The 19,470-nt window shown below is 72.7% G+C and carries 19 protein-coding genes and 1 riboswitch; of the genes, 11 read left to right on the top strand and 8 right to left on the bottom strand.

Translation table 11 applies throughout. The annotated features are described in order from the left end of the window. Window positions 1–55: 55 nt before the first annotated feature. Window positions 56–331, bottom strand: a complete 276-nt coding sequence (locus PYS65_RS20005) for a ubiquitin-like small modifier protein 1 (RefSeq protein WP_279335292.1) — start codon at window positions 329–331, stop codon at window positions 56–58. A gap of 175 nt (window positions 332–506) precedes the next feature. Continuing rightward, window positions 507–1,811: a threonine synthase gene (gene thrC / locus PYS65_RS20000; RefSeq protein WP_279335291.1), complete on the bottom strand. Its 1,305-nt coding sequence runs from the start codon at window positions 1,809–1,811 to the stop codon at window positions 507–509. Window positions 1,812–1,829: 18 nt separating this feature from the next. Continuing rightward, a riboswitch (SAM riboswitch) is annotated at window positions 1,830–2,024 on the bottom strand. A 208-nt stretch (window positions 2,025–2,232) separates the two neighbouring features. On the opposite strand from thrC, the gene PYS65_RS19995 reads away from it, so the two are divergent. The 3 genes from PYS65_RS19995 to otsB all read left to right on the top strand — a co-directional run bounded on the left by PYS65_RS19995 (window position 2,233) and on the right by otsB (window position 5,713). Beyond that, complete coding sequence (locus PYS65_RS19995; protein ID WP_279335290.1) at window positions 2,233–3,225, top strand: glucosyl-3-phosphoglycerate synthase; 993 nt, start codon at window positions 2,233–2,235, stop codon at window positions 3,223–3,225. Window positions 3,226–3,317: 92 nt separating this feature from the next. Further along, window positions 3,318–4,724 (top strand): alpha,alpha-trehalose-phosphate synthase (UDP-forming), encoded by a 1,407-nt coding sequence (locus PYS65_RS19990; RefSeq protein ID WP_279335289.1) that lies wholly within the window; start codon window positions 3,318–3,320, stop codon window positions 4,722–4,724. 83 nt (window positions 4,725–4,807) lie between these two features. Next, window positions 4,808–5,713, top strand: a complete 906-nt coding sequence (otsB, locus tag PYS65_RS19985; RefSeq protein WP_279335287.1) for a trehalose-phosphatase — start codon at window positions 4,808–4,810, stop codon at window positions 5,711–5,713. Between the two features lie 383 nt (window positions 5,714–6,096). Here the strand turns inward: otsB and PYS65_RS19980 are convergent, their stop codons facing one another. Together PYS65_RS19980 and PYS65_RS19975 are read right to left on the bottom strand one after the other, a co-directional pair. Beyond that, window positions 6,097–6,330 (bottom strand): DUF3263 domain-containing protein, encoded by a 234-nt coding sequence (locus PYS65_RS19980; protein WP_279335286.1) that lies wholly within the window; start codon window positions 6,328–6,330, stop codon window positions 6,097–6,099. A 61-nt stretch (window positions 6,331–6,391) separates the two neighbouring features. After that, entirely contained in the window at window positions 6,392–7,693 is a 1,302-nt protein-coding gene (locus PYS65_RS19975; protein WP_443294434.1) for an extracellular solute-binding protein, read from the bottom strand. A 137-nt stretch (window positions 7,694–7,830) separates the two neighbouring features. Here PYS65_RS19975 and PYS65_RS19970 point away from each other — a divergent pair, with 137 nt between their 5' ends. The 3 genes from PYS65_RS19970 (at window position 7,831) to PYS65_RS19960 (ending at window position 11,063) form a co-directional block, all read left to right on the top strand. Continuing rightward, window positions 7,831–8,778 carry an ROK family protein gene (locus tag PYS65_RS19970; RefSeq protein WP_387038165.1) on the top strand — a complete coding sequence of 316 codons (948 nt, stop codon included), beginning with the start codon at window positions 7,831–7,833 and terminating at the stop codon, window positions 8,776–8,778. Continuing rightward, entirely contained in the window at window positions 8,778–9,950 is a 1,173-nt protein-coding gene (gene nagA, locus PYS65_RS19965; RefSeq protein ID WP_279335284.1) for an N-acetylglucosamine-6-phosphate deacetylase, read from the top strand. The genes PYS65_RS19970 and nagA overlap by 1 nt, the downstream gene beginning before the upstream one ends. Window positions 9,951–10,133: 183 nt before the next feature. After that, the gene (locus tag PYS65_RS19960; RefSeq protein WP_279335283.1) at window positions 10,134–11,063 is read left to right on the top strand and encodes a 1-phosphofructokinase family hexose kinase; all 930 of its coding nucleotides are present in this window, start codon (window positions 10,134–10,136) and stop codon (window positions 11,061–11,063) included. 93 nt (window positions 11,064–11,156) lie between these two features. On the opposite strand, the gene PYS65_RS19955 is transcribed toward PYS65_RS19960, so the two are convergent. After that, a complete protein-coding gene (locus PYS65_RS19955) occupies window positions 11,157–12,098 on the bottom strand; it encodes a CBM35 domain-containing protein (RefSeq protein WP_279335282.1) in 942 nt (313 codons plus the stop codon). Window positions 12,099–12,215: 117 nt separating this feature from the next. After that, window positions 12,216–13,916 (bottom strand): diguanylate cyclase CdgB, encoded by a 1,701-nt coding sequence (gene cdgB, locus PYS65_RS19950; protein ID WP_279335281.1) that lies wholly within the window; start codon window positions 13,914–13,916, stop codon window positions 12,216–12,218. A gap of 460 nt (window positions 13,917–14,376) precedes the next feature. Between cdgB and PYS65_RS19945 the strand changes: the two genes are divergently transcribed. Together PYS65_RS19945 and PYS65_RS19940 are read left to right on the top strand one after the other, a co-directional pair. Continuing rightward, window positions 14,377–14,868 carry a flavin reductase family protein gene (locus tag PYS65_RS19945; protein ID WP_341483716.1) on the top strand — a complete coding sequence of 164 codons (492 nt, stop codon included), beginning with the start codon at window positions 14,377–14,379 and terminating at the stop codon, window positions 14,866–14,868. Between the two features lie 71 nt (window positions 14,869–14,939). Continuing rightward, window positions 14,940–15,413, top strand: a complete 474-nt coding sequence (locus tag PYS65_RS19940; RefSeq protein ID WP_279335279.1) for a GNAT family N-acetyltransferase — start codon at window positions 14,940–14,942, stop codon at window positions 15,411–15,413. A 37-nt stretch (window positions 15,414–15,450) separates the two neighbouring features. Here PYS65_RS19940 and arfB read toward each other — a convergent pair whose 3' ends face one another. Continuing rightward, window positions 15,451–15,888, bottom strand: a complete 438-nt coding sequence (gene arfB / locus PYS65_RS19935; protein WP_279335278.1) for an alternative ribosome rescue aminoacyl-tRNA hydrolase ArfB — start codon at window positions 15,886–15,888, stop codon at window positions 15,451–15,453. Window positions 15,889–16,059: 171 nt separating this feature from the next. Between arfB and PYS65_RS19930 the strand changes: the two genes are divergently transcribed. Both PYS65_RS19930 and PYS65_RS19925 read left to right on the top strand, forming a co-directional pair. After that, a complete protein-coding gene (locus tag PYS65_RS19930) occupies window positions 16,060–16,635 on the top strand; it encodes a TerD family protein (protein ID WP_279335277.1) in 576 nt (191 codons plus the stop codon). Window positions 16,636–16,820: 185 nt separating this feature from the next. Next, a complete protein-coding gene (locus PYS65_RS19925; RefSeq protein WP_279338011.1) occupies window positions 16,821–17,321 on the top strand; it encodes a hypothetical protein in 501 nt (166 codons plus the stop codon). 52 nt (window positions 17,322–17,373) lie between these two features. Here PYS65_RS19925 and PYS65_RS19920 read toward each other — a convergent pair whose 3' ends face one another. After that, window positions 17,374–18,069, bottom strand: coding sequence for a pentapeptide repeat-containing protein (locus PYS65_RS19920; protein ID WP_279335276.1), 696 nt, complete (start codon window positions 18,067–18,069; stop codon window positions 17,374–17,376). A gap of 210 nt (window positions 18,070–18,279) precedes the next feature. Here PYS65_RS19920 and PYS65_RS19915 point away from each other — a divergent pair, with 210 nt between their 5' ends. Next, window positions 18,280–19,458 carry an NAD(P)-binding protein gene (locus tag PYS65_RS19915; RefSeq protein ID WP_279335275.1) on the top strand — a complete coding sequence of 393 codons (1,179 nt, stop codon included), beginning with the start codon at window positions 18,280–18,282 and terminating at the stop codon, window positions 19,456–19,458. Window positions 19,459–19,470: the final 12 nt, after the last annotated feature.

The raw sequence follows: 19,470 nt of genomic DNA, 5'->3' as shown, positions 1-19,470 counted from the left end.
CACGGAGGGGGCGACACGGTAAACCCTCGGTCACATCGGTTACCGAGGGTAATGATCAGCCGCCGGCGACGGCCGGGATGATCGACACACCGGCACCGTCCGGGGTCACCGTCTCCAGGCCCTGCTCGAAGCGGACGTCGTCGTCGTTGACGTAGACGTTGACGAAACGGCGCAGCTTGCCCTGGTCGTCCAGGACCCGGGCGGAGATCCCGGTGTGGCTCTTCTCCAGGTCGGCGATGACGTCGCCGAGGGTCGCCCCCTCGGCGCTCACCTCGGCCTTGCCGCCGGTGTAGGTGCGCAGGATGGTGGGGATGCGAACGGTCACGCCCATGCGGATCGACCTCCAGTGACGAGGGGAATACTCTGCGTGTCGGCCGCCGGGTCGGCGGTGTCGGCCGGTGAAGCCGGTGCGGGACCCCGGCCCGGGTGCGCCCCGGGGACGGTCGGCCGTGCGGCGCGATGCCCCACGGGCGACCGTCGGTCTCCTCGGGACTCCGAGGAGGAGGTCAGGCGAGGCCGGCCTCTCGGAACGACTCGAGGCTGGGGCGGATGGTCGCGGTCAGGCCGGTGTCGGCCACCGCGTCCAGGGTCTTGAGGCCGTCGCCGGTGTTGAGGACGACGGTGGTCAGGGACGGGTCCAGGAGGCCGTTCTCGATCAGCTTCTTCGTCACGCCGACGGTCACACCGCCCGCGGTCTCGGCGAAGATGCCCTCGGTCCGGGCGAGCAGCCGGATGGCCTCCACGACCTGCTCGTCCGTCACGTCCTCCACCGCGCCGCCGGTGCGGCGCGCGATGTCCAGGACGTACGGACCGTCGGCCGGGTTGCCGATGGCGAGCGACTTGGCGATGGTCTTCGGCTTCTGCGGCCGGACGACGTCGTGGCCCGCCTTGTACGCGGTCGACACCGGCGAGCAGCCCTCGGCCTGCGCACCGAAGATCTTGTACGGCCTGTCCTCGACGAGGCCGAGCCGGATCAGCTCCTGCAGCCCCTTGTCGATCTTCGTGAGCTGCGAGCCGGAGGCGATGGGGACGACGAGCTGGTCGGGCAGCCGCCAGCCGAGCTGCTCGCAGATCTCGTACGCGAGGGTCTTGGAGCCCTCGGCGTAGTACGGCCGCAGGTTGACGTTGACGAAGCCCCAGCCCTCGCCCGCCGGGTCGCCGATCAGCTCGGAGCAGAAGCGGTTCACGTCGTCGTAGTTGCCCTCGATGCCGACGAGTTCACCGCCGTAGACGGCGGCCATGACGACCTTGCCCTGCTCCAGGTCGTGCGGGATGAACACGCAGGAGCGCAGGCCGGCGCGGGCGGCGGCGGCGCCGACGGCACCGGCGAGGTTGCCCGTGGAGGAGCAGGACAGGGTGGTGAAGCCGAAGGCGCGGGCGGCCTCCAGGGCCTGGGCGACGACCCGGTCCTTGAAGGAGTGGGTCGGGTTGCCGGAGTCGTCCTTCACGAACAGGCCGCCGGTGACGCCGAGTTCACGGGCGAGGCGGTCGGCCTGGACGAGCTGGGTCCAGCCGGGGTTGATGTTCGGCTTGGTCGCCACGTCGGCGGGGACGGGCAGCAGCGGCGCGTAGCGCCAGATGTTCGCGGGGCCCGCCTCGATGCTCCGGCGGAGTTCCTCGGTGTCGTAGGCCGAGAAGTCGTAGGCGATCTCCAGCGGACCGAAACACTCCTCGCACGCGAAGAGCGGGCCGAGGGGGACGCGGTGGCCGCATTCGCGGCAGGACAGCGCGGCGGCGGGGCCGAGATCGACGGAGGGCGCAGCGGATTCAGCGACGGAGTCGGTGGTGCTTGCGACGGTCTGCACAGCCATGTGAGGCGAGGCCCTTTCTCCTCATCTTCCTCACGACGTGTTTCGTCGTGAGACGGACTTGGCACCTTCCCTAGCCGGGAGCCTCGCGTGGACGATCAGCGATCAGCGTGCGGTGTTCCGCTGTGATCGTCGATCGACGGTGATCCACGAGAACCGGCTGGAGGGTTGCCGGGGCTTCATCGGGCCGTATCCCTCTGCCCCTCTGGATGAGCTGTATTCGGTTGTGTGTCATGCGGTGACGCGGTCGTGCGCCGCGGACGCAAGGGGGGTCGAGACCCCCGGTGTGCAAGGGGCGCCCGCGTTGTTCAAGACTGTAACCGACGGCTCGGACGGTGGAGAGTGCGCGTCCGAACCGCGAGATGGATCAACGGGTGCCAGGTGTATGGATCACAGAGGTCACAGAGGTGAGGAGCCACAGACCGTGCTGGAAGAAGTCGAGCGCTGGCTGGCCGACCGCTCCTGGTCCGTGGCCGACCGCCCGCTGCACCGCGTCCTGGCCGCGAAGCGCGCCACGGGCCGGACGGTGAGCGTGGTACTGCCCGCGCTCAACGAGGAGGCGACGGTCGGTGACATCGTCGGGGTCGTCCGGCGCGAGCTGATGCTCCGGGTCCCGCTGGTCGACGAGGTCGTGGTCGTGGACTCCGGCTCGTCCGACCACACGTCCGAGGTGGCCGCGGCGGCGGGCGCGACGGTGGTGCACCGGGACACGATCCTGCCCCGCCTCCCCGCCGTGCCCGGCAAGGGCGAGGTGCTGTGGCGCTCCCTGCTCGTCACCCGGGGGGACATCGTCTGCTTCGTCGACGCGGACCTCAGGGAGTTCTCCGCCGACTTCGTCTCCGGCATCGTCGGCCCGCTGCTCACCGAGCCGGACGTCCACCTGGTGAAGGCGATGTACGACCGCCCCCTCACGGTGTCCGACGGAGACACGGCCGGTACCGCCGGCACCGCCGGTACGGCCGGTACGGCCGGTCAGGGCGGCAGGGTCACGGAGCTGATGGCGCGCCCGCTGCTCAACATGCACTGGCCGCAGCTGGCCGGCTTCGTCCAGCCGCTCGGCGGCGAGTACGCGGCCCGGCGCTCGCTCCTGGAGCGGCTGCCCTTCCCCGTCGGCTACGGCGTGGAGCTGGGCATGCTGGTCGACGCCCTGCACCTGGTGGGCCTGGACGCCCTCGCCCAGGTCGACGTCGGCGTCCGCAGGCACCGTCATCAGGACGGCCAGGCCCTCGGCCGCATGGCCGCCGCGATCTACCGCACCGCCCAGCTCCGCCTGGCCCGCGGGCACCTGATCCGCCCCGCGCTCACCCAGTTCGAACGGATCGGCGCCGGCTTCGAGCCCCGTACCCACTCGGTGGACACCGAGGAACGGCCCCCGATGACGGAGATCGCCGAGTACCGGTCCCGCCGGGTGGCCTGAGCACGACGGGCACGCCCCGGCCGGAACGCCCGGGCCGTATACGGCTGATCCGTTACGTTTGAGCGTTTCGGAGGCGGGCTAGGTTCAGGCGTATGGCTTCCATGCAAGGTGCCCGGGTGCTGGTCGCGTCGAATCGCGGCCCCGTTTCGTACACGGTGGAGGAGGACGGTTCGCTGCGGACCGGACGCGGTGGCGGCGGACTGGTGTCCGGGCTGTCGGCGATCGGGCCGGACGCGGGGTCGCTGTGGGTGTGCTCGGCGCTGTCCGACGGCGACCGCGAGGCCGTGCGGCGCGGGGTCGGCGAGGACGGCGTGCGGATGCTGGACATCCCGGCGGACGTGCACGCCGACGCGTACAACGGCATCGCCAACTCGGTGCTGTGGTTCGTGCACCACATGCTGTACCAGACACCGGTGGAGCCCGTCTTCGACGCGGAGTTCCGGCGGCAGTGGGCCTCCTACGAGGCCTACAACCGGGCCTTCGCCGAGGCGCTGGCCGAGGAGGCGGCGCAGAGGGCCGCGGTGTTGGTGCAGGACTACCACCTGACGCTGGTCCCGGGGCTGCTCCGGGAGCTCCGCCCCGACCTGCACATCGGCCACTTCTCGCACACACCGTGGGCGCCGCCGGAGTACTTCGGGATGCTGCCCGACGACATCGCCGGGCAGGTGCTGCGCGGGATGCTGGGCGCGGACCGGCTCGGTTTCCTCACCCACCGCTGGGCGGACGCGTTCACCGCGTGCTGCGAGCGGTTCGTGGGCGGGCTCGGCGACACCCGGATCGGTGTGCACGGGCTGGGCGCCGACGCGGACTTCCTGCGCGGGCGCGCGCGGGAGGCGGACGTCGAGGAGCGGCTCCTCACGCTGCGCGAGGAGATCGGCACGGCCCCCGACGGCACCGCGCGGCGGACGGTCGTCCGGGTCGACCGGACCGAACTGTCGAAGAACATCGTGCGCGGTCTGCTGGCGTACCGGCAGCTCCTCGAGGACCGCCCCGAGTGGCGCGAACGGGTGGTGCACCTCGCCTTCGCCTATCCGTCCCGGCAGGACCTCGCCGTGTACCGCGAGTACACCGCCGAGGTGCGGCGGGTCGCCGAGGAGATCAACGAGCGGTACGGGACGCCCGGCTGGCGTCCGGTCGTGCTGCACGTCAGGGACGACTTCGCGCGCTCGCTGGCCGCGTACCGGCTGGCCGACGTGGCGCTGGTCAACCCCATCCGGGACGGGATGAACCTGGTCGCCAAGGAGATCCCGATCCTCGCCGAGGGGGGCTGCGCGCTGGTGCTGTCCCGGGAGGCGGGCGCGCACGAGGAGCTGGGCGAGGACGCGATCACCGTCAATCCGTACGACGTGGTCGCCACGGCGCGCGCCCTGCACGAGGCCCTCACGACGGGCCCGGCGGAGCGGACCGAAGGCGCCAAGCGCCTGACCGCGGCGGCGACCGCGCTGCCACCGCAGAAGTGGTTCCTGGACCAGCTGAACGCCCTCCGCGAGGAGTCGTAGGCCGGGCGGGTCCCCGAGGGGATCTGTCCTGTACGGCCGGTCGGGGTGGCGTGCCGCGGGGCGGGCATGGATAGGTTGGCGGTATGGGCAGTCATACGGATTCCACGGACCCGCATGCCACACACGCGGACACCGCCGGCCCGAGCGCCGCGGAGCCCCTGCCGACGCCCGCCACGCGGGCCGGGCGGGAGGGGCTCGACGCGTTGCTCGCGCGGCCGGGGAAGGCGCTGATCGGCCTCGACTTCGACGGCACGCTCTCGCCGATCGTGCCCGACCCGGAGCAGGCCCGCGCCCACCCGGAGGCGGTGCCCGCGCTCACCGCGCTCGCCCCGGGGGTGGCCTCCGTGGCGGTGATCACGGGCCGGCCGCCCGAGGTCGCGGTGCGCAACGGCGGCTTCGCGGGCGTCCCCGGTCTGGAGCACCTCGTCGTCCTCGGCCACTACGGCGCCGAACGCTGGGACGCCGCCACCGGCGACATCACCGCGCCCGCCCCGCACCCCGGTGTCGCCGGGGTGCGCGCGGAACTGCCGGGGCTGCTCGACCGGGCCGGTGCCGGCGAGGGTGTCCGGATCGAGGAGAAGGGCCGTGCGGTGGCCGTCCACACCCGCAGGGCCGCCGACCCCCGGGGCGCGTTCGAGGCGCTGCGCGGGCCGCTGGCCGAGCTGGCGGCCCGGCACGGCCTGGTCGTGGAGCCGGGCCGCATGGTCCTGGAGCTGCGTCCGCCGGGGATGGACAAGGGTGTGGCCCTGCTGGAGCACGCCCGTGAGATCGGCGCCGGGTCCGTCCTCTACGCGGGGGACGACCTGGGTGACCTTCCCGCGTACGCCGCCGTCGAGGAGCTCCGCTCCGAGGGCGTCCCCGGCCTGCTGGTGTGCAGCGGCAGCGACGAGGTCCCCGAGCTGAGGGAACGCGCGGACCTGGTGGTCGACGGCCCCGCCGGAGTCGTACGCCTGCTCCGGGCCCTGGCATCGTCCCTGCACCCCGCCTGACCCGGCCCTGCCCCCACGAACGCGTCTCCCCGGACCTCCGGCCCCGGGTCCGGCGTATTGGCCCCGGGCTCGTTCGAGTCCGGGGCCAGCGCCTCGGCCCCGAACTCGTCCGAACCCGGCTCCCAGCACCCCGGGCCCGCCGGGCGGGCCCGCTTCTGCGTCCCGGTGCCGCTCCGGTGTCCCGGCGCGCGAGTGTGCCCGCCGCCGGCTGCTCGGGCTCTCGGGTTCGCGAACGCCTCCGGGCGCGGCTCCCGGCATCCCGGCCCGCCCGGCGGGCGGGCGCGCCTCCGCGTCCCGCCTCCCGGTGCGCCCCGGCGCCCCCGGCCGGTCCGCCCCGCCCGGTCCGCCGCCGGGATCGGCTCCGGTGCCCCGGGCGGCCGCGGTCAGCGTTGCGTGCGGCGGGACTCGCGGACGCGTCTGAGCCGGTTCACCGTGACCGGGTCGTGGGCCAGGGCGCGGGGGTCGTCGAGCAGGGCGTTGAGGAGCTGGTAGTAGCGCACCGGGGCCAGGCCCAGCTCCTCGCGTATCGCCCGTTCCTTCACGCCGGGGCCGAGGAAGCCGCGGCGCTCCAGCGCGATGATGTCCTGCTCGCGCCGGGCCAGCCGTTCCTCATCCATGCCCCGACGGTAGCCCCCGCCACTGACATCGGGTCACCGGCGGCGGGGGTCACGGGGAGTCCTAGTGCGAGCTCTCCGCGCGCGTCGCGGTCGCCTGGAGGCCGCCCAGCACGCCCTTGGGGCTGCCGCCCGGGGCGACCGCCTTGCCGATCTGCTGCTTGACGGCCACGTTGACCGCGGCCCAGGAGGTGTTGCCGACCGGGTAGAGCTCCGAGGTGGCCAGCTCGCCGAGGAAGGGCTTGAGGTCCTTGTCCTGCTCGGCCCCGTCCATCGTCCGGGACGCGGAGGTGGTGACCGGCAGCAGGTTGTGGTTGCGGGAGAAGTCGAGCACGTTCTTCTCGCTGTAGACGAAGTCGAGGAACTCGCCGATCTCGTCGTCGTGGCCGTTCTTGTTGAAGGCCATCATCCAGTCGGCGACCCCGAGCGTGGCCCGGCTCTCGCCGTCGATCCCCGGCGTCGGCACGGTGCCGAACTCCACGCCCTTCTTCCCGGCCGTCTCGATCAGCGAGGGGTGGCCGTTCAGCATGCCGACGTCGCCGTCGGCGAAGGCGGCGAACGCCTCGGCACGGTCGAGCTTTCCGGGCGCCACCGGGCCGGTCAGGCCCTTGCCGACCAGTTCGTCCTTCAGCCAGGTGACGGTCGCGGTGTTCTCCGCGGAGTCGAAGCCGTAGGAGCCCAGGGAGTCGACGTAGCCGCCGTTGCCGCTGAGCAGCCACTGCATGGTCTCGGCCTGCGCCTCCTCCGGGCCGAGGGGCAGCGCGTAGGGGTACTTCACGCCCTCCGCCTTGAGCGCCGCGGCGTTCGCGGCGAGGTCGTCCCAGGTCTTCGGCGGGGTGAGGCCGGCCTTCTCGAACAGGGTCTTGTTGTAGAACAGCACGCGCGTGGAGGCGGCGAACGGCATGCCGTACTGCACTCCGTTGACCTGGCCCGCGTTGGCCAACTGCGAGACGAAGTCGGCCTGGACGGGGATGGAGAGCACGTCGTCGGCCTTGTGGAGCAGGCCCTGGGCGGCGTAGTCGGCGTAGGCGCCGATCTGGGCCATGTCCGGCGGGTCGCCCGCGTCGACCATCTTCTTGACCTCGCGGTCGACGTCGTTCCAGGAGTGGACGCTGACGTCGATCTTCACGCCCGGGTGCTCGGTCTCGTACCGCTCCGTCAGCGCGGCCCAGTACTTCTCGGAGCTGTCGGCCCCGCCGGTGCCGTAGTCGGCGGCGACCAGTCTCAGCGTCACGTCGGAGGAGCCCTTGCCGGCACCGCATCCGCCGAGGACTCCCGTCAGTCCCAGTGCGGACACCACCGCGATCGTCCTTGCCAAGCCCCGACGCTGCACTGCTTCCTGCCCCAACCCGGCGCTCTGCGCCATCCGTTCGAAGGTTTTCCGGTAGTCCGATATTCGGAATAAGGTCTACACCACGTAAGTGGACTAGACCTCTTGCGGGTCCCGGGGCCACACTGTTCCACGTGAAACACGTCATCGCCCTCGATGTGGGCGGCACCGGGATGAAGGCCGCCCTGGTCGGAGCGGACGGCGAGCTGCTGCACCAGGCCCGCCGCGCCACCGGCCGGGACCGCGGCCCGGACGCGGTCGTCGCCGGCATCCTCGGCTTCGCCGCCGAACTCCGCGCCCATGGCGTCGAGCGCTACGGCGAGCCCGCCTCCGCCGCCGGCCTCGCCGTCCCCGGCATCGTCGACGAGACGGAGGGCGTCGCCGTCTACTCCGCCAACCTCGGCTGGCGCGACGTCCCGCTGCGCGCCCTGCTCGCCCAGCGGCTCGGCGGCCTCCCCGTCGCCCTCGGCCACGACGTCCGCACCGGCGGGCTCGCCGAGGGCCGCGTCGGGGCGGGCCGGGGCGCCGACCGGTTCCTGTTCGTCCCGCTGGGCACCGGCATCGCGGGCGCCATCGGCATCGACGGCCGGGTGGAGGCGGGCGCGCACGGCTTCGCCGGAGAGATCGGCCACATCGTCGTACGGCCCGGGGGCGCCCCCTGCCCGTGCGGTCAGCGCGGCTGCCTGGAGCGGTTCGCGTCCGCGGCGGCGGTCGGCGAGGCCTGGGCGGCGGCCTGCGGCGACCCGGGCGCGGACGCGGCCGACTGCGCCCAGGCCGTGGAGTCCGGCGACGTACGGGCCCGGGAGGTCTGGCAGGAGGCCGTCGACGCCCTCGCCGACGGGCTGGTCACCGCGCTCACCCTGCTGGACCCGCGCACCCTGATCATCGGTGGCGGGCTGGCCGAGGCAGGGGAAACCCTGTTCGCACCCCTGCGGGAGGCGGTCCGGCGGCGGGTCACCTTCCAGAAACCGCCGTCCCTGGTCCCGGCCGTCCTCGGGGACACCGCCGGATGCCGGGGCGCGGGGCTCCTCGCCTGGGACCTCCTCGAGGCCACCGCTGCCACCACCCCTGACACCGCCCCCACCGCCCCCTCGGACGACTCCTCGGAGGTAACCGCCTGATGGCCCCCACGAAGGTTCTCACCGGTGCCCGGGTGGTACTGCCCACCGGGACCGTGGACGACGGCCGCGTGACCGTCGACGGCACGCGCATCACCGCCACGGCCCCCGCGAACGCCCCCTCCGACACTCCTGAAAGCGCCGCCGAGACGCTCGACCTGACCGGTCACTGGCTGGTCCCCGGCTTCGTCGACCTCCACAACCACGGCGGCGGCGGCGCGTCCTTCACCTCCGGAACGGTCGACGACGTCCTCAAGGGCATCCACACCCACCGCCTGCACGGCACCACCACCCTGGTCGCCTCGACCGTCACCGGCGACCTGGACTTCCTCGCCCGGCGCGCGGGCCTGCTGGCGGAACTGGCCGAGCAGGGCGACATCGCCGGCGTCCACTTCGAGGGGCCGTTCATCTCACCGTGCCGCAAGGGCGCGCACTCCGAGGAACTGCTGCGCGACCCCGACCCGGCGGAGGTCCGCAAGCTGATCGACGCGGCGCACGGCCACGCGAGGATGGTCACCCTCGCCACCGAACTGCCCGGCGGCCTCGACTCCGTACGCCTGCTGGCCGAGCACGGCGTGATCGCGGCCGTCGGCCACACCGACGCGACGTACGAGCAGACCGTGGCGGCCATCGACGCGGGCGCCACGGTCGCCACCCACCTGTTCAACGCGATGCCGGCGCTCGGCCACCGCGCCCCCGGCCCGGTCACCGCCCTCCTGGAGGACGAGCGGGTCACGGTCGAGCTGATCAACGACGGTACGCATCTGCACCCGGCCGCCCTCCGGCTGGCGTTCCGTCACGCGGGCCCCGGGCGGGTGGCGTTCATCACGGACGCGATGGACGCGGCCGGTTTCGGCGACGGCCGCTACATGCTCGGCCCGCTGGAGGTGGACGTCGAGGACGGCGTGGCCCGCCTGGTGGAGGGCGGCTCCATCGCGGGCTCGACGCTCACCCTGGACCGTGCGCTCAAGCGTGCGGTGACCGTCGACGGGCTGCCCGTCGAGCACGCGGTGGCGGCCCTGTCCGCCAATCCGGCCCGGCTGCTGGGCATGGACGACCGGATCGGCTCCCTGGAACCCGGCAAGGACGCCGACCTGGTGGTCCTCGACGCGGAGTTCACCCTCAGGGGCGTGATGCGCCGGGGTGAGTGGGTGGTCGATCCCCGACGGGGCTGATCCGTCCGCCGGTCAGGAGCCGTCCGCCGGTCAGGAGCTGGTGGCCGGTCAGAGTCGGTGGCCGGTCTCAGGGGTGGGCCGACCGCCGTCTGTTTGGCATGATCAGGACCCCGGTGTTCCGGAACCCCGGAACGCACAGCAGACGGCGAACGCCAGACGTAGCCAAGGGGGGAGGTCGGCCCGGTGATCCTCACGGTCACGCTGAACACCGCTCTCGACATCACCTACCGCGTACCGGCCCTGCGCCCGCACGCCTCCCACCGGGTCACCGAGGTGATCGAACGCCCCGGCGGCAAAGGCGTCAACGTGGCCCGGGTGCTCGCCGCCCTCGGCCACGAGGTGACGGTCACCGGCTTCGCGGGCGGCCTCACCGGACGGCTCCTGCGGGACCGGCTCACCCCCGTGCCGGGCCTGGTGGACGCGCTGGTCCCGGTGTCCGGCCCGACCCGGCGCACCGTCGCCGTGGTCGACGAACGCTCCGGCGCCACCACCCAGCTCAACGAGCCCGGCCCCACCGTCTCCGCCGCCGAGTGGAACGCCTTCCAGGAGGTCTACGAGGACCTGCTGGCCGGTGTCTCGGCGGTGGCCCTGTGCGGCAGCCTGCCCCCGGGCGTCCCGGTCGGCGCCTACGCCGGGCTGATCCGCACCGCCCGCGCCGCCAAAGTCCCCGTCCTCCTCGACACCAGCGGCGCGGCCCTGCGCCGCGGGGTCGCGGGCCGCCCCGACATCCTCAAGCCCAACGCCGACGAACTGGCCGAACTCACCGGCTCCCACGAGCCCTCGCGCGCCACCCGGGACGCCCGCCGCCGCGGCGCCGGCGCGGTGGTCGCCTCCCTCGGCCCGCAGGGGCTGCTCGCGGTGACCCCGGAGGGCCACTGGCACGCGGCTCCACCGGCCGCCCTGCACGGCAACCCGACCGGCGCCGGCGACTCGGCCGTCGCGGGCCTGCTCTCGGGCCTGGTCACCGGACTGCCCTGGCCGGACCGCCTCGCCCGCGCGGTCGCGCTGTCGGCGGCGACGGTCCTGGCACCGTCCGCGGGCGAGTTCGACCGGGGGACCTACGAGGAACTGCTCGGACGGGTGGCGATCACAGAGGAGGCCGGCGCGGCCTGAGCCATGCCGGGCGAAGCGGCGGCGCCACCCTTTTCGACGTTCTCGACCACGAGCCGGCCACCGTCGTTTCCTGTGGTCGGCTGCTTCCTGCGGTCAGCTCGGCGGTTCCTCCGTCAGCCAGAACTGGTCGAGGATGGCGTTGCACTGGTTGCCCTCGTTGCACGCGAGCTCGATGGTGTTCGTGCCGTCGGCCAGGTTCACGTTGGACCAGGTGTCCTTCCAGCCCTTTTCCCAGTCGCCCTTGGGTGTTCCGCCGAAGTTCCTCATGTCCATCGGCCGGGTCGAGGCCTTGCCGTTGACCACCACGGTCGCGTTGGTGTCCTCACCCGGCGTGGCGTAGCCCACGTAGAACCGGTAGGTGCCTTCCTTGATGCCGTTGACGGTCCAGGTGACCTTCGCGCCCACCTTGTCGAAGCCCGCCACATAGACGCCGCCGTCGGCCTTCGCGCCCTTGATGTCCGAGGCCGTGGCCGTTCCCCCGTCCAGGCGGAGCGTCTTCGCGTCGCTGCTCGGCAGTTCGGCCGCTTCCTCCTCCTTCTCGTCGCCGCTGCTGCTCGCCGACGGGCTCGGCTCGGAGCTTTCCTGGGACTGGGTCGGGGACGCGTCCGCCTGGTTGTCGCCCTTGTCGTCCTTGTCGTCGCCGCTGAGCATGGCCACGCTGATGCCGATGACCACCGCGGCGACCACCGCGACGGCGCCGATGAGCAGGCCCTTGGTGTTCGGGCCGCGGCCCCGGCCGCCGCCGCCGTGCGAGGACTGGTGCGACTGGGTCGTGGCGGCACCGCCCGGCAGCGTCTCCGGTGCCGCGTAGTGCGCGGCCGGCTGGCCGTAGGTGCCCTGCTGCGGCGGTGCCTGCGGAGCGGGGGCCTGCTGGCCGTACTGGCGGGTCCCGACCGGCCGCACCCGGTTGACCGAGTTCGGATAGCCGTAGCCCCCGGACGGCGGTTGGGCTCCGTTGGCCTGCCCGTCGGCGTAGAGGTAGCCGAACGGGTCGTCGTCCTCGGGCGTGCTCGCGCCGTTGTTGCCGGGCGTCATCCCTTGGTGCTCCTAGGTGCGGGTCGGTTGCGGTACGAGTGGTGAGAAAGGCGAGCCTACCCCCACCCGATGACCCGATCGGGTGACTCTCGCCGCATCAACTCACTGATCTGCGGTTCATCCCGCGCGCCGGTGCTGTTTGGGACGAGATCGTTTCTCGACGTACATCCGCTCGTCAGCGGATTTCAACACCTCGTCCGCGGTCATGCCGCAGTGTGCCCATCCGATGCCGAAACTGGCGCCCACCCGCACGGCCCGCCCCTCGGCCCGGATGGGCTGGATGATCTCGTTGCGCAGCCGTACGGCGAGGTCCTGGGCGTCGGCCCGGCCGAGCCCGTTGGCGAGGATCACGAACTCGTCGCCGCCGAGCCGGGCCACGGTGTCGCCGTCCCGGACACCGGCGCTGAGCCGGCGGGCGACCTCGATGAGGACCGCGTCACCCGCGTTGTGCCCGAACCGGTCGTTGATCGACTTGAAACCGTCGAGGTCGCAGAAGAGCACGGCGAGACCCTTGGCACCGTCGTCGCGGCCCTCGTCGGGGGCGACGGCGTGCACATGGTGGTCGTAGCCCTCGAACGTCTCGGCCTCGGGCGGGAAGTCGAAGTCGTGGCCCCGGTCGAAGGCGGGCGGGCCGTGGGCGGCGTCCTGGGAGTCGAAGGGCTCGAAGGACTCGAAGGCGGCCAGGGAGTCGGCCACGGCGGCGGGCAGTACGCCCTGCGGGCGCTGCCGGCACAGGCGGGCGGAGAGCCGGGCACGCAGCTCGGCGGAGTTCGGCAGACCGGTGAGGGAGTCGTGGGAGGCGCGGTGGGCGAGGTGCAGCTCGCGGCGCTTGCGCTCCTCGATGTCCTCGACGTGGGTGAGCAGGAAGCGCGGCCCGTCGGCGGCGTCGGCGACGACGGAGTTGCGCAGGGACACCCAGAGGTAGGTGCCGTCCCTGCGGGCCAGCCGCAGTTCGGCGCGGCCGCCCTCGGCGGAGGTCCGCAGCAGCGTGCCGATGTCCTCGGGGTGCACGAGGTCGGAGAAGGAGTAGCGGCGCATCGCGGAGGCGGGGCGGCCGAGCAGTCGGCACAGCGCGTCGTTGGTGCGCAGGATGCGGCCGTGCTGGTCGCCGCCCAGCTCCGCGACGGCCATGCCGGAAGGGGCGTACTCGAAGGCCTGCCGGAAGCTTTCCTCACTGGCACGCAGGGCCTGCTGCTCGCGCTCCAGGCGGACCAGGGCGCGCTGCATGTTGGAGCGCAGCCGGGCGTTGCTGATCGCGATGGCGGCCTGGAAGGCGTACATCTGGAGCGCTTCGCGGCCCCAGGCGCCGGGCAGCCGGCCGTTGCGCGGGCGGTCCACGGAGAGCACGCCGATCAGCTCGCCGCAGGTCTCGCCGCCCTGCGGGCCGGGCGCGTACATCGGGGCGAAGAGCCGGTCGGAGGGGTGCCACTCGTCCTCGAAGCGGGGGGCGGGGCCGTCGGTGTACCACTGGGGGACGTCGTCGTCGTCGAGGACCCAGCCCTCGGTGTGCGGTATGAAGATCAGGTCGCCCCAGGCCTCGCCCATGGAGAGACGGCGCTCCCAGGAGTCGCGTGAGCCGACCCGGCCGGTGATGAGGGCCTCGGCGGCGGCGTTGCCCGAGAAGGCGGCCACGACCAGGTTGTTGTCGGGGCGTACGAGGTTGACGCAGGCCAGTTCGTAGCCGAGGGCGTCGACGGCGCCGTCGGCGACGGTCTGCAGGGTGTCGGCCAGACTGCGGGCCGAGTTCATGGCGGCCATGGCCTGGTGGAGTTGCCGCAGGGAGGCAAGACGGACGTAGGGCTCAGAATCGGTCTCCATGCTCACCCTCCCCCCGGGACCTCGCGGCGGATCAAGCGATCTCATCGACGTATCGTCCTGGCAGTATCCCCGCCACTGAATCACAGCGCGCTGCCCACCCGGTACACAGGGTCAACAATTACCACCCCTTGTGACTCAAGTCACAACCAAACGTGAACAATTGAGAGGCCTTTCCGGGGTTTCCCCGCGAATTCACCGAAGGTGCCGAGTGTGCATTTCACACCTTTTCCGCAGGGTTTCCCCGCTCGCCCCGCAGGTGGCCCGTACTCCGCTCCGCCTCTGGTCCTAGGTCCCTCCTCGGGCCGGGGCCCGATGCGGTGCGCACGGAGCGGAGATTAGCGTTTCCGGTGTGCCGAACACTTCCGTACCCCCCTCGCCCCCGCCGCCCCCGCCCGCGCCCGCCGCTCCGCCTGCCACCCGGCATGCTGAGGGGGTGAGCAACGACGAGTTCCGTGCCGCCATGTCCCGCCTGGCCGCCGGTGTGGTCCTGGTGACCGCGCAGGAGCCGCCGCTGGACCCGGACGACCCGCGGGCGCCGGCCGGCGAGGACGTGGGCATGACGGCGACGGCGTTCCTGTCGGTCTCCCTGGACCCGCCCCTGGTACTGGTCAGCCTGCGCGAGGGCTCCCGCATGGACGACCTGCTCGACGAGCAGCCGCTGTGGTCGGTCTCCGTGCTGTCCGAGAGCCAGCGGCACATCGCGGGCCGCTTCTCGATGAAGGGCCGGATCAGCGACCGCCTCCTCTTCGCCGACATCCCGTACATACGGGGCGAGCACAGCGGGGCCCCGCTGGTGGGCGGTGCCCTCGCGACCCTGGAGTGCCGCACCGAGCAGCGGGTGCCCGCCGGCGACCACACCCTGGTGATCGGCCGCGTCCTCACGGCGCACCTGCCCAGCGCCGACGGCGGCCCCCTGACCTACTTCCGAGGCCGCTACCGCCACCTGGCCTGAACGCGCCCCGGGCGCTTTCCGGACCGGAAACCCCTTCCACCGAAAGGCGATCGGGCACCTACCCTGCCCAGGTGACGAAGACCACAGGCCTCCGCCTCGAAGAGATCACCCCGAAAAACTTCGACGCCGCCCTCGGCGTACGCGTCCGCCCCGACCAGGAGTTCGCGGTCGCCCCGGTCGTGAAGTCCCTCGCCGAGGCGTACGTCCACTCCGGCTCCGCCTGGCCCCGCCTGATCATGGACGGTGACCGCGCGGTCGGCTTCCTGATGGCCTTCCTCGACGCCGACTGGCACGAGGACGGTGGCAGCGTCGTCCGTTCGGGCCTGTGGCGGCTGAACATCGCCGCCGGGGAACAGGGCAAGGGCTACGGCCGCTTCGCCGTGGAGTCGGTGGCCGCGGAGATCCGCGCCCGGGGCGGCAAGCAGTTCCACGTCACCTGGCACCCCGGCGAGCACGGCCCGGAGGGCTTCTACCTCGGCCTGGGCTTCCGTAAGAACGGGGAGGTCGTCGAGGGCGAGACGGTCGGGGTACTGGACCTGGCCTGACGGCCGGCGGTCCCGGCCCCGGTCCTCCTTCCGCGGATCACCCCCAGTCCCGCGCGGAGCGCCCCCGTTTCGTCTCCGAGCGCTGCTTCTTCTCCCGCAGCCGGCGTTCGTTGATGCCGCGTGGGATGCGGGTCGGCTTGCGGGGCCTGGGCGGGGGCGCGGTGGCCTCGGCGAGGAGCGCGGCGAGGCGCACGGCGGCGGCCTCGCGGTTGCGCCACTGGGAGCGGTGCTCGGAGGCCCGGACGGTGACGACGCCACCGGACAGCCGCCCCGCCAGCCGCTCCAGCGCCCGCTGCTTCCACACCTCGGGCAGCGCGTCGGTGGCGGCGAGGTCGAAGCGGAGCTCCACCTGCGAGTCACTGGTGTTCACATGCTGCCCGCCCGGCCCCGAGGACCTGGAGAAACGCCACATCAGCTCGGCCTCGGGCAGCGAGACGGAGCCACGGATGACATAGGGACCGGACATGCCGTACATGTTCCCGCCTCTGACCGGTCCACGTCACCCGGTTATCCCGGTTATCCCGGTCACCCCCGTCATCCCGGTAAAGAAAGCAAAGCGGCCTGGAACCTCGCGCCCCCCTCTCGCGTTCAAGGGGGTAGCTGTAGCTTCGTAGCCGTACGTACACGAGGGAAGGGACTCCCAACAATGGCTGTAAGCCTGTCCAAGGGTGGCAACGTCTCGCTCACCAAGGAGGCTCCGGGCCTGACCGCCGTCACCGTGGGCCTCGGCTGGGACGTCCGCACCACCACCGGCACGGACTTCGACCTCGATGCCTCCGCGATCGCGGTCAACCCGGGGGGCAAGGTCTACTCCGACGGCCACTTCGTCTTCTTCAACAACAAGCAGACGCCGGACAACACCATCGTCCACACCGGCGACAACCGCACCGGTGAGGGCGCCGGCGACGACGAGGCCATCAACGTCAACCTCGCCGCCCTGCCGGCCGACATCGACAAGATCGTCTTCCCGGTCTCGATCTACGACGCCGAGAACCGCTCGCAGAACTTCGGACAGGTGCGCAACGCCTACATCCGCATCGTCAACCAGGCCGGCGGCGCCGAGATCGCCCGCTACGACCTGTCGGAGGACGCGGCCACCGAGACCGCCATGGTCTTCGGCGAGCTGTACCGCAACGGCGCCGAGTGGAAGTTCCGCGCCGTCGGCCAGGGCTACGCGTCGGGCCTGACGGGCATCGCCCAGGACTTCGGCGTGAACGTCTGACGGACGCCCCGCAGCCCTCTCGGAGCCCCCGGCCGCCCGGCACTTCGCGCACCGCACCACGGCATCGCGAAGCACACCGGCCGGGGGCCCCGGCACGTCCTGGGCGGGGGCACCGGCATACGGGCCGCCCCCCACCCGGGGACCGTCGGGTGGGGCACCGCGTCCGTCGTGACACCATCACCTCCGTGCTCGACATCGGCTACGCCCTCTCCAACCGCTTCCCCGACCCCCCGCAGACCGACTACCGCCGCGTGGACGTCCACGCCCTGCGCCACGACCTCTTCTGCGGCGACGTCTACCTCGCCGACACCGAGGCGGACCGGGAACTGTCCACAGCCTGGGGATGGGTGCCGGTGCTCGACTTCGCATGGGCGCTGTGCGACATCGTGGAACGGATCGACCGGGATCCGGCGGGCTCCCGCGCCTCCCGCCCCCAGTGGGCGGAGCTGGACTTCACCGAGTCCACCGACCGGCTGCTCTTCGAGCGCCGCTTCGGATGGGTGGACATCGAGGCCGAGTGGCTTCCGGCCTCGGAACCGCCCCTGACGTTCTCCCACACCGAACTCCGCCGTGAGGCCCGCGACTTCCTGCACGACCTGCTCGCCGACCTGACCGACCTGCACGAGGACCTCGGCGAGAACCCGGCCGTCTGGACCCTCCAGGCCCGCTACCCCCGCCTGGATTGACCCGCCGCGCTCCCTCCGGCCCTTCCCTGCCGGCCCTGCTGGTCCTGTCGGCTCAGCCCTCCACCCGGATCCCCAGCTCCCCCGCCAGCACCGGCGCCAGATCCAGCAGCTGCCCCGTACTGATCACCGCCCCCGCCAGCCTGTCCACCCCCCGGGCGATCTCCAGCGAAGCGGCACCGCGCAGATCGACGTCCGTCAGGGTGGCCCCGCTGAGATCGACGTCCTTCAGCGCGCAGTCCACGAACTCCACCCGCTCCAGCCTCGCCCCGCCGAAGTCCGGCTCGACCAGGACACAGCCCTCGAAGACGACGTCCCTGAGCCGCGCGGACCGCAGGTTCAGGAAGTCGATCTTCCCGCCGCGGACCAGGACCCGCTCCAGCACCGCCCCGTGCAGCTGTGTCCCCCCGAGCCGCGCGTCCGTCAGCTCGACGTCGCGCAGGGTCGCCCCGGCGAGGTCCGTGCCCACACCCCGCACCTCGGCGAGGACGGAGTCCAGCACCCTGGCCCGGGGCAGCCGGGTCTCGTCCAGCGCGCACCCCGTCACCGCGCAGTCCATGAACCGCGCCCCCGCGCCGTCCTGCCCCGAGAGGTCCAGCTCCCGGAACTCCAGCCCGTCGTAGTCCCCGTCCGGCTCCAGCCCGCCCTCCTCGTACCTCTCCAGCACCGGCAGCCGCAGCTCCGGCCGCCGCGTGCCCTTCACCCCCGCACCGCGCACCGCCCCCGCACCGCCCACCGCTCTCCTCACCATGCGCCCATCCTGCACCCCACCACTGACAATCCCCCCGACCTGCGAGAACCCCGCACATGTCACATCCCGGAGCCCCGAACCGTCGTAGCCGCGAACCGCCCACTCCGCCCGATCCCTCCGACCCCCGTTCCCTCCGCTCCACCCCGACCCCTCCGATCCTCCGATCCTCCGATCCAGCAGGCGCCACCCCGACCGAGGGAGATCTCAGCCATGCACCGCATCACCGTCATCGGCGGCGGCTTCGCCGGACTGACCGCGGCCATCACCGCCGCCGAGGCCGGGGCCGAAGTCACCCTCCACGAGGCCCACCACACCCTCGGCGGCCGGGCCCGCACAGCAGACGGTCCCTACCGCACCAACGAGGGCCCGCACGCCCTCTACAGCGGCGGCCCGCACTGGCCCTGGCTCCGGCAACGCGGCCTCATCGGCCCCCTCGCTCCCCTCCCGCCCCTGGAAGCCACCCGCTTCCGCCTCCGCCACCGGGGCGCACTGCGCCGTACCCCGCCCCTCGCCATGCTGAAGCTGCTGCGCCGCGGCAACGCCCGTGCCCCCGTCGACACCGACTTCCTCACCTGGGCGACCGGCATCACGGGCGAGGAAGGCGCACGGGCCGCCGCCCACTACTCCGCAGTCGCCCTCTTCCACCACGACCCCGGCTCGCTGTCCGCCGCCTATGTGCAGGAACGCCTGCGCCGCGCCACCGCACTGCCCCCCGAGGCCCACTACCCGCGCGGCGGCTGGGGCGGCCTCATCGACCGGATGGCCGCCCACGCCCGGAACCTGGGCGTCCGCGTGGAGACCCTGTCCCGCGTCGACACCCTCCCCACCGACACCCCTGTCGTCGTCGCCACCTCCCTGGACGCCGCCCGCCGGCTCCTCGGCGACCCCACCCTGACCTGGCCGAGCGGCCGCACCGTCCTCGTCGACCTCGCCCTGCGCACCCGGCGCGGCGACGCGTTCGTCGTGTCCGACCTGGACGCGACCGGCTGGCTGGAACGGTTCACCGCCCAGGACCGCACCCTCGCCCCGGCCGGAGAACAGCTCATCCAGGGTCAGATCCCCATCGCCCCGCACGAGTCCAAGTCCCACGGGACCGCCCGCGCCGAAGAACTCCTGGACCTCGCCTTCGACGGCTGGCGGGAGCGCGTCACCTGGCGGCGGGAGGCGGTCGCGGCCGGACGCACCGGCGCCGTCGACCTGCCGGGCACCAGCTGGCGCGACCGGCCCGCCGTCGACCGCGGCCACGGCGTCCACCTCGCCGGCGACCAGGTCGCCGCCCCCGGCGTGCTCTCCGAGGTCTCCTTCACCAGCGCCCTCACCGCCGTCTCCCTCGCCCTGCGCCTGGACCTGGACCTGGGCCCCCACAAGCTTGACCTCAAGCGGGCTTGAGGTTGAACAGTG

Origin of the sequence: Streptomyces cathayae (genome assembly GCF_029760955.1) — a bacterium.
Taxonomy (GTDB): domain Bacteria; phylum Actinomycetota; class Actinomycetes; order Streptomycetales; family Streptomycetaceae; genus Streptomyces; species Streptomyces cathayae.
Note: the sequence above shows the minus strand (reverse complement) of the source record. Positions and strands in the feature narration are given on the sequence as shown.